This window comes from Pelomonas sp. Root405 (assembly GCF_001425165.1).
Lineage (GTDB): Bacteria > Pseudomonadota > Gammaproteobacteria > Burkholderiales > Burkholderiaceae_C > Pelomonas.
In genome coordinates this window covers 696,680-705,775 of the sequence record NZ_LMDU01000001.1, presented here as the reverse complement: position 1 = coordinate 705,775, position 9,096 = coordinate 696,680, and the positions used below count along the sequence as shown (strand labels likewise).

Here is a 9,096-nt window from a genome sequence, read left to right as displayed (position 1 = left end):
GTGAGCGCTACTGGTTGATCGGCGGTTCCGACGGCGCGACATCCGACGCCGCCTCCTCGGGCGGCACCACCGGCAGGCCGATGCGCGCAATCGCCATGTCGCCGGCGAACTCCGCATAGAACCAGTTGCCGTCCTGCTGCACCAGGCCGTCGCTGGGCGGCTCGATTTGGGTGATGGGCTGGCCCTTGAGCGCAACCGCCATGGTCGCGGCCCAGACTGGCAGGGCCAGGCCGCCGCCGCTTTCGCGCTCGCCCAGCGACTTGGGCTGCGGATAGCCGATCCATACCGCACCGGCGCGCGTCGCCTGAAAGCCGCAGAACCAGGCGTCGATGGCGTCGTTGGTCGTGCCGGTCTTGCCGTGCAGGTCCCAGCGGCCAAGGATCGAGCTGGCCCGCGCACCGGTGCCCTCGCGGGTGACGGCGGCCAGCAGCTGCGCGGTCATGAAGGCATTGCGCGGGCTGATGGCCTTGCGCAGCGGCGGCGGCTCGGCCTTGAAGATGACTTCGCCCTGGGCGTCCTGTACGCGCTGGATCAGCCAGCCGCTGGGCAGTTGGCCCTCGTTGGCAAAGGCGGCATAGCCCTGGGCCATCTGCAGCGGCGTGACCGCGCCGGTGCCCAACGCAATCGTCAGGTTCAGCGGCTGCTTGTCCTCTTCGAAACCGAAACGCGCGGCCCAGGCGCGGGCGCGCTGCGGGCCCAGCGCCTGGGCGACGCGGATGGTCACCATGTTCTTGGAGCGAGCCAGCCCCTGGCGAAGCGTCAGCGCCTCTTCATACTGGCCGTCGTAGTTGCGCGGCGCCCAGTCGTTGATGAAGACCTGCTCGTCGCTGACCAGCGTCCCGGCCCAGGCGCCCTGCTCGATCAGCGCCGAGTAGATGAAGGGCTTGAAGGCCGAGCCCGGCTGGCGCCAGGCCTGGGTGGCGGAGTTGAACTGGTTGCGCGTGAAGTCGAAGCCGCCCACCAGCGCACGGATGGCGCCGGTGGTCGGGTCCAGCGTGACGACGGCGCCCTCAGCCTGCGGCGTCTGGCTGAGCTGCCACTGGCCGCCCTTGCCTTCCAGCACCCGCAGTACCGCCCCAGGCTTGAGGCTCTGCAGCGGGCGCAGCGAGGCGCCCTTGATGGCGATGCGCTCGCCATCGGCCAGCACCAGCCCGGCCGTGCTCTTGTCCTGTGACAGCAGCACCGCGGTTCGCAGCTCGCCGAGGTCGGGGTGGGCATCGAAGGCGGCGTCCAGCGCGTCGTCACGTTCGCCTGCATCCTTCGGCAGGTCGATGGTCGCCTCGGGCCCGCGGAAGGGCTGGCGGCGCTCCAGCTCGAACAGGGCACTGCGCAGCGCTTCCTGCGCCGCCGACTGCTCGGCATAGAGCAGCGTCGTCGTGACCGTCAGCCCGCGCGTGTAGGCGGCCTCGCCGAAGCGGGTCAGCATTTCCTGGCGCACCATCTCGGCGGCGTGGTCGGCAACGCCGGCCGCGCGCTTGGGGCGCTGGATGTTGAGTGGCTGTTCGCGCGCGGCCTTGGCCTGCTCAGGGGTGACCAGACCAACGACGGCCAGCCGCTCCAGCACGACCGCCTGGCGGCGCCGGGCGCGCTCGGGGTAGACGGCCGGGTTGAGGCGGTTGGGGTCCTTGGGCAGGCCGATCAGCAGGGCCATCTGCGCCGTGCTGAGCTGGCGCAGCTCCTTGCCGAAATAGCGCTCGGCCGCCGCCGCAAAGCCATAGGCGCGGTTGCCGAGGTAGATCTGGTTCATGTAGATCTCGAGGATCTGCGCCTTGCTCAGCGCGCCCTCGATCTTGATCGCCAGCAGGGCCTCGACGATCTTGCGCGACCAGCGCTGCTGCTTGGTCAGGAAGGTGTCGCGCGCCAGCTGCTGCGTGATGGTGGAGGCGCCGTGCAGCGGGCCGCGATGGGTCAGGTTGCGCCACATCGCGCGCACGATGCCGCTGTAGTCGATGCCCGAGTGTTGGTAGAAGTCGGTGTCCTCCACGGCGAGCAGCGCGTCCTGCATGGGCTTGGGGATGTCCTTGAGCGCGACGAAGCGGCGGCGCTCGGCGCCGAACTCGCCCAGCAGCTGACCGTCGGCGCTCATGACGCGCAGCGGCTGGTGGGGTTGGTAGTCGGTCAGCACATCCAGCGCCGGCAGCTGCTGCCACAGGATGATGGCCACGATGATGCCGACGAGCAGCAGCGCCAGCGGCAAGCCGACCAGGGCCAGCAGCCAGGGACGGGCCAGCAAGGCCTGGACGAAAGCGGATTGACGCAGCACGGGCGGCGGCGCTTAAGGCTTCTTGGCCTTGAAGGCCGTGACCGCGCGGGCCAAGTCCTCACGTTCCTCGCAGCCGCCCGGGCAGAGCTGGGCCAGCACGGCCAGGCGCTTCTCGGCGCCGGTCAGGTCGCCCTTCATCAGGTAGAGCTCGCCGAGGTATTCGCTGGCGCCGCGGTGACCGGGGTCGATGCGCAGCGCCTCGAGGTAATGGCTCTCGGCCCTGGCCAAGTCCGGCGCCGCCTGCTTGCGCAGCGAATAGCCCACCAGGTTGTGCCAGTCGGCGCTGGCTGCCTGCGGCTGGGCGCGTAGCGTGGCCAGCGCGCCCGCCCAGTCGCGGGCCGCAATGAGTTGACGCGGCGCGGCAAGCGGATCGGCCGCAGCGGCGCTGACCTGCGGCGGCGGGCTCATGTCGGCGGCCCAGGTGGGGCCGGCCAGCAGCAGGGCGGTCAGGGCTAGCAGGCGCATGTCGTCTCCTCGTTCGACTGGGCCAGCAGCTTAAGCGCTCCGGCGGGCGGCGCTGGCGGTCTGTCGTAAGTCATGGTGCCGTCGCGCCGTCGGGCAGTGGCCCGGCTTCGTCGGGTGAACCCTGGGCTTCGTCCGGCGCCAGCTGACCAGGCTCGTAACGATCTTTAACTTTGCGTCTGTCGCCAACCGCCATGGAGATCGCCATGAAGCCCCTGCTGCCCCTCTTGCTGCTTGCCGCCGCCCCCGCCTTTGCCGCCCCCGCCGCCTGCCCGCAGGTGGGCGAGCAGCTGACTGAATACCTGGCCAGCGCCAAGCAGCGCATCGGTTTCGACGGCGAAGTGCGCGTCGAGTTCGAGGTGGGTGCCGACGGCCGCGCCCAGCTCATCGCGCTGGACGGTTCGCGCGTCTATCGCAGCCCCGTGCGCATCGCCCTGCAAGCGCTGGACTGCGAGCGCGGCACGCCGCAGCGCTACGTCCTTAACATCCGCTTCGCCGAGCCCACGCCCCCCACCGTCGCGGCCGCCGCCTCGGCCACCCTGGCCCAGGCCACGCCACGCTGATACCCGCCCCAACCATGCCACCAGCCGCCCCGCCAAGCCCAGGCGACACCGTCGCGCTGCCGCGTTGGCGTGCCATGCTGGCCGCAGCCGCCTTGAGCGCCCTGCTCGCACTGGCCCTGATGCTGCCCGGTGCCGTGCGTTGCTCACTGTGGCCCGATGGCCCGGGCGACCACGGCTGCGCCGTCAAGCCCAGCATGAGCGGTGGCTTCGGCTTGGCGCTGCTGTTGTGGGGGCTGTGGCTGGGCGCGGCGCTGACGCAGCGCTGGCTGCCGTGCGAACCGGCCGCGAGGCGCTGGGGACTCGCCTTGCAGATTGGCGGGCTGACGCTGGTTTTCCTGCAGATCAACAGCTGGCTGCGCACCATCGGCCCGCCGCACGGCGAGATCAGCGCCTACACGCTGCAGGTGCTGCTGACCTTCGCCAGCTGCGTCTGCCTCGGCCTGGAGTACCGCCAGCGCGGCCAGCATGGGCAGGCTGCCGCCGAGACGCTGCGCCGCGCCGAGCAGGACCAGGCGCGCCAGCTCGACGCGGCCCGTGCGGCGCTGCTGCAGGCCCAGGTCGAGCCGCATTTCCTGTTCAACACGCTGGCCCACCTGCGCCGCTTGGCACGCACCGACACCGCCGCCGCGCACGCCATGCTGGCCGACCTGCGCCGCTACCTGGCCGCCGCTCTGCCCGAGTTGCGCCAGGCCGAAACGCCGCTGGCTCGCGAACTTGAACTGGTCGCCGCCTTCCTGGCCCTGCACCAGCGGCGCATCGGGCCGGACCGGCTGACGCTGCATTTCGAGGTGGCACCGGGGCTCGACGACGTCATCGTGCCGTCCACCTGCCTGCTGACGCTGGCCGAGAACGCCATCAAGCACGGCATCGGGCCGCAAGTGGAAGGTGGTGAGATTTGCGTGCGCGCCCTGCTCGACCCCGACGAGCCCGGCCTGCTGCGGCTGGAAGTGGCCGACACCGGCGCCGGCATGGGCAGTGCCAGCGGGAGCGGCACCGGCCTGGCCACGCTGCGCGCGCGGCTGGCGGCGGCGCATGGCAGCGAAGCGCGCCTGAGCCTGCACCTGAACCAGCCACGCGGCTTGATCGCCCGCGTCCACCTGCCATGGCCTTGACGCTGAAGCCCGGCGACGCCGGCTGGATGCTGCTGGTCGGCACCGCCACGCTGGTGGCCAATGGCACGCCGCTGTCGAGCGTGCTGTTCGGCGCCGAGCTGCTGAACGCGCTGGCCTACAACGTCATCCAGTTCGGCGTGCCGGCCGTGCTGCTGCTGCGCCTGGCCGACGCGCTGGTGGACGCCGGCCGGCTGCCGGCCTGGCCGGCCTACATGGGCGTCGTCGTGCTGACGGTGGGGGGCGGCATCTGGGTCATCGCGCCGCAGCTGTATCCGCTGCTCGGCAAGGCCGACTGGTGGACCTGGGAGAACGACTTTGGGCTCGCCAGCACGACGCTGATCTGGCATGGCCTGGGCGTGGCTGTCTACGTGCAGCTGCGCTTCTCGCAGCGCGCACAGGCCCACCTGGCCGCGCTGCAGGACGCAGCGGCGCAGCGCGGGCGCCAGCTCGCGGCCACGCAGCTGCTGGCGCTGCAGGCGCGCGTCGACCCGGCCCTGCTGTCCGAACGCCTGGCCGCCATCGACGCCGAGCTGCTGACGCAGCCGCAGCGTGCCCAGGCGCGGCTGGCGGCGCTGATCGACCTGCTGCGCGCGCTGCAGCCGCACGTCGAGGCCGAGGTGTCGACGCTGGCGCGCGAGATCGCCGCGCTGCGCGCCTATGCCATGCTGGTCAGCACCGACGCGCAGCACACCGAGCGCCTGCATCTGGCAGGCCTCGCCGAGCCCGCCGACTGGCCGCTTGCGCCGATGGTGCTGCTGCCCCTGGCGCGCCCGCTGCTGGACGAAGGTACGACGCTGTGGAGCCTGTCGCTGCAGCACAGCCCCGGCCGGGCCGAGCTGCGCCTGCAGGCGCTGGGACCGGATGTGCAGCGCGCAGCGATGCGTGTGCCCGTGGCTGAACTGGCGCAGCGCCTGCGCGCCGTGCATGGCGCCGAAGCGCACCTCGAACTGCTTGCTGAAGAATTGCCCGCCTTCACCTTGACCTGGCCCGTGCCGACATGACCCGCGTCCTGATTGCCGAAGACGAAGCCCTGCTGGCCGCCGAGATCCGGGAGGAGTTGCTGCGCCAGTGGCCCGAGGCGCGCATCGTCGCCATGGCGCGCGACGGCCACGAGGCGCTGCGCCTGGTCGAGCAGCTGGCGCCCGAGGTCTGCTTCCTGGACGTGCAGATGCCGGGGCTGTCGGGCCTGGCGGTGGCCCAGCTCATCGGCCGCCGTGCCCATGTCGTCTTCATCACGGCCCATGAGCGCTACGCGGTGCAGGCCTTCGACGAGGGCGCCGTCGGCTACCTGCTCAAGCCGCTGGACCCCGTGCGCATGGCCAAGACGCTGCTGCGCCTGAAGGAGCGCCTGACCCAGCCGCCGGCCGACCTCGGCGGCCTGGCCGCCCGCACGGCGAGCGCTGCCGCCGCCGAACCGCTGCGCTGGATCACCGTGCAGCGCGGCCGCGAGCTGCAGCTGATCACCGTCGAGGACGTCGCTTATTTCCGCGCCGACCACAAATACGTCGCCGTCGTCACGGCCGACAACGAGGCGTTGATCTCCGTGCCGCTGAAAGACCTCGTCGCGCGCCTGGACGGCGAGCACTTCTGGCAGGTGCACCGCTCGACCATCGTCAACGCGCGCGCCATCAAGTCGGTCAGCCGCTCGCTGAGCGGCAAGCTCAGCATCGCGCTGAAGGACAGGCCGGAGACGCTGGAGGTCAGCCCGGCCTACGCGCACCGCTTCAAGCAGCTGTGAGCTTGAAGAGTTCGGCCGCGTTGCCCCAGGCGATGCGCTGCGCGACCTCGGGCGGCAGTTGGCCCAGCCAGGCGCGGTAGTCGGCGAACAGTCCTTCGTAATGCTGCCAGCGTGGCGTGACCCAGGTGTCGGAGCCGATCATGAAGCGCTCGGCATGGCGGGTCATCAGCGCGCGCCAGTCGTCGCTGAGCTTGCCGTCGAACGTGATGCCCGGGCGGTAGGACAGCTCGCCGCGCAGGCCCGGGTGCTTGGTGAACAACTCCTGCACCCGCGACAGCGGCTCGCCGGAGATACCGGTGTGGGCCCAGATCAGCGAGGCACCGGGCGCGTGGCCCAGCAGCTTGTCGACGGCGACATCGTCCACATGCGCCAACACCGTGAGGCCGCGCTCGCGGGCCAGCTTCATCAACGCGATGGCAGTCGGGCCATCGGCATTGGCGCTGTCGTAGAGATGGAACTCGCCGAGCCCACGGAAAGGACCGGCCGGGCTGCCCTTGGAGAGCAGGTCCAGCACCATGCGGCGGATGCTGTCGTCGGCGAACCAACCGGTGTAGTCGGCGCGGTTGCGGTACAGGCGGATGAAGGGCACCCACTGCGGGCCGGCCGCCGCGACCAGCCGGAGCGTGCCGTCATTGGGCCGGCTGTTGACGAGGGCGCCGCGCACGCCGGCCCGCGCCATGCGCGCCAGCACATCGGCCGGCGGATGGGGCGCCTGGGCGTCATCGTTGTAGTGAAGGTGGGCGTCGAAGATGGGGCCGGCGTAGGCGTCGGCACGGACCGACAGCGGCAAGCCGGCCAGCAGCAGCGCGCGGCGCTTCAAACCGCGCGCTCCGCAGCGGCGATCAGCCGGCTGATGCGCGACACCGACAGGCCGAGCTGGCCTGCCAGCTCCGTCATCGCAACGCCGCCCTGGGTGTGGGCCAGCCACAGCGCCTGCTCGCGGATGCCGCCGGCGCGCCTCAGCCATTCGCCGAACGCGGGGCGAGCCGCGCGGCGCGGCGCGCCCGCAGCGGCACGCATGCGCGCAGCGAAGTCGGCATCGCCCAGGAAGATCTGCTCGCGCAGCCGGCCCGGCCACAGTTGCAGGCCGGGCTCGGAGGCCACCAGCCGCGCATAGCGCTCGCCGGCCAGGCGGTGCTGGGCGGGCGTGGTCGCCGGGCGGCCCAGCAGATGGGTGTGCAGGCCATCGACGTCCAGCCATTCGGGCGCGGGCTCCATGCCGGCCAGGGCCCGGAAGCTGGAGCCCGGCCAGTCGGCCGCACCCCGCGCCAGGCGCAGACGCACCGGATTCAAGTCGACATAGCGGCAGGCATCCAGCAGATGGCGCTCGCGGTCGACCAGCACGGCATGGAACCGCCCCTGGAACAAGGGGCCGCTGAAGCGGTGGCGGCGCTGCTGGTGCTGGGTGTAGACGCCGTTCACATGGCGCATCAGCTGCGACAGGTTGGCGCGCCGCGTGAACAGCAGCAGGTCGTAATGCTCGGGCATCAGCGCATAGGCCAGGGGCTGGGCATCGAAGCGGTGCAGCGCCTGGGCCAGCAGTGCGCGCATCTCGGCGCGGTCCGCGTCGTCGGCGAACGCAAGCCGCCCGGTCTCGGACGGGCAATGGGCGCCGATCAGGTAGACCGCGCCGGCAATCTCGAGTCGAGCAGGCCGCGCCATGGGGCGACCTTATGTCGGCTGGCGGGGAATGGCAAGATGAGGGGATGAAGACGCATCAGATCGAGATTCAAAAGTTCAAGGCCGCGTCCGCCAACCAGCATGGCCAGCTCATGTTCAAGGTGGACGCGACGGTGGCGCCCAAGACGCCCATCGAAGGCATCGAACCCAGCACCGTCATCCTCATGACGGAAGCCAACGCCCGCGTGTTGATGGCCTTGCTGAAGGCCCAGCTGACCGAGGTCGACAGCAAGAAACCCAAGAGCCGCCACGGCCGGCACGGCTGAACGGACCACGCGCATGAACTATCCCCACTACAACCCTGCCTCCGACAACCGTCCGCTGTCCGACGAGGAACTCAACGACCTCGACGAGCTGCTGGGCGCGCTGCCGACCGACGCCGCGATGAACATCGAGGCGCTGGACGGCTACCTGGCCGCGCTGCTGCTGACGCCTGGGCTGGATCTCGCCGACCTGCCCGGCGAGGCCTGGCTGCCCTTGATCTGGGGCGGCGACGGCGAGCACGACCCGGCGCCGTTCGCCAGCGGCAAGCAGCGCAAGAAGGTCGTCATGCTGGTGCTGCGGCAGCTGCAGTCCATCGCCACCGCCTGGACCCAGCATCCGCAGGGCTGGGAGCCCATCTTCAGCTTCGCCGACGGCGACGACGAGGACACCGAGTACGCCGACGCCGAGGACTGGGCGGCCGGCTTCCTGCTGGCCGTGGACTTGGCGCCCGAGGCCTGGGGCCCGCTGTTCGACGCCGATGACACGGCCGAGCTGCTGGCGCCGATTGCTGCCCTGGCCGGCGAGGACGGCGGCCTGGCCGAGGGCAGCGCCGCCGAGCGGGACGCGGCAAGCCGGAAGATTCCTGACGCCATGCTGGCGCTGTGGGCCATTCGCCAGAACGCCGGCGAGAAAGCCTGACATCCCTCCAACGCAGGTGGCCCCGGACGGCGGTTTAGGTCAAACTCAAGCCATGTTCAGCACCGTGCTCGCCGCCCTTGGCCTTGCCGCCTGCATCGCACTGGCGGTGCACATGGCCCTGCCCTACCGCGCGCGTGCCCGGACGGATGCCGCCTTGGCAAGGCTGGGCGGCTGGGTCCGCGGCCAGATAGACCGCGCCACCGGCTGGCGGCGCCGCCAGCGCCAAACCCGTGCGGCGGCCCTTGAGGCCGAACGCGTCATCCGCAAGGCGCGGCAGTCGGCCCAGCAGGGCGATGGCCGCGTGGACGGCGAGTGGGACGGCAACGTCTACCGGCCCAAGAGCTTCGACAAGCCGAAAAAGCCGCATTGATCGCC

Annotated in this window: 11 protein-coding genes; 7 read left to right on the top strand and 4 right to left on the bottom strand. The window is 71.1% G+C overall.

The features are described from left to right. Positions 1–7: 7 nt before the first annotated feature. Both ASC81_RS03145 and ASC81_RS03140 read right to left on the bottom strand, forming a co-directional pair. Positions 8–2,263 (bottom strand): penicillin-binding protein 1A, encoded by a 2,256-nt coding sequence (locus ASC81_RS03145; RefSeq protein ID WP_235533553.1) that lies wholly within the window; start codon positions 2,261–2,263, stop codon positions 8–10. 12 nt (positions 2,264–2,275) lie between these two features. Then, positions 2,276–2,728 (bottom strand): lipopolysaccharide assembly protein LapB, encoded by a 453-nt coding sequence (locus ASC81_RS03140; protein ID WP_056262592.1) that lies wholly within the window; start codon positions 2,726–2,728, stop codon positions 2,276–2,278. Between the two features lie 203 nt (positions 2,729–2,931). Here ASC81_RS03140 and ASC81_RS03135 point away from each other — a divergent pair, with 203 nt between their 5' ends. Genes ASC81_RS03135 through ASC81_RS03120 form a run of 4 tightly spaced genes read left to right on the top strand, consistent with a single transcriptional unit; the run spans position 2,932 to position 6,138 of the window. After that, on the top strand, positions 2,932–3,288 hold the full coding sequence (locus tag ASC81_RS03135; RefSeq protein WP_156391692.1) for a hypothetical protein: 357 nt from the start codon (positions 2,932–2,934) through the stop codon (positions 3,286–3,288). A gap of 14 nt (positions 3,289–3,302) precedes the next feature. Further along, entirely contained in the window at positions 3,303–4,400 is a 1,098-nt protein-coding gene (locus ASC81_RS03130) for a sensor histidine kinase (protein ID WP_082536214.1), read from the top strand. Next, positions 4,391–5,401 (top strand): histidine kinase, encoded by a 1,011-nt coding sequence (locus ASC81_RS03125; protein WP_056262585.1) that lies wholly within the window; start codon positions 4,391–4,393, stop codon positions 5,399–5,401. Before ASC81_RS03130 ends, ASC81_RS03125 begins: the two co-directional genes overlap by 10 nt. After that, a complete protein-coding gene (locus ASC81_RS03120; RefSeq protein ID WP_056262581.1) occupies positions 5,398–6,138 on the top strand; it encodes a LytTR family DNA-binding domain-containing protein in 741 nt (246 codons plus the stop codon). The genes ASC81_RS03125 and ASC81_RS03120 overlap by 4 nt, the downstream gene beginning before the upstream one ends. Here the strand turns inward: ASC81_RS03120 and ASC81_RS03115 are convergent. Both ASC81_RS03115 and ASC81_RS03110 read right to left on the bottom strand, forming a co-directional pair. Next, on the bottom strand, positions 6,125–6,958 hold the full coding sequence (locus tag ASC81_RS03115; RefSeq protein ID WP_056262578.1) for an amidohydrolase family protein: 834 nt from the start codon (positions 6,956–6,958) through the stop codon (positions 6,125–6,127). The genes ASC81_RS03120 and ASC81_RS03115 overlap by 14 nt on opposite strands. After that, entirely contained in the window at positions 6,955–7,800 is an 846-nt protein-coding gene (locus tag ASC81_RS03110; protein WP_056262577.1) for a transposase, read from the bottom strand. The genes ASC81_RS03115 and ASC81_RS03110 overlap by 4 nt, the downstream gene beginning before the upstream one ends. A gap of 44 nt (positions 7,801–7,844) precedes the next feature. Between ASC81_RS03110 and ASC81_RS03105 the strand changes: the two genes are divergently transcribed. From ASC81_RS03105 to ASC81_RS03095, 3 genes are read left to right on the top strand one after another with little or no spacing between them, the layout of a single operon-like run. Further along, the gene (locus tag ASC81_RS03105; RefSeq protein WP_056262574.1) at positions 7,845–8,084 is read left to right on the top strand and encodes a hypothetical protein; all 240 of its coding nucleotides are present in this window, start codon (positions 7,845–7,847) and stop codon (positions 8,082–8,084) included. A gap of 13 nt (positions 8,085–8,097) precedes the next feature. After that, positions 8,098–8,721, top strand: a complete 624-nt coding sequence (locus ASC81_RS03100; RefSeq protein ID WP_056262572.1) for a UPF0149 family protein — start codon at positions 8,098–8,100, stop codon at positions 8,719–8,721. A 52-nt stretch (positions 8,722–8,773) separates the two neighbouring features. Next, positions 8,774–9,091 (top strand): hypothetical protein, encoded by a 318-nt coding sequence (locus ASC81_RS03095; protein WP_056262569.1) that lies wholly within the window; start codon positions 8,774–8,776, stop codon positions 9,089–9,091. Positions 9,092–9,096 lie beyond the last annotated feature (5 nt).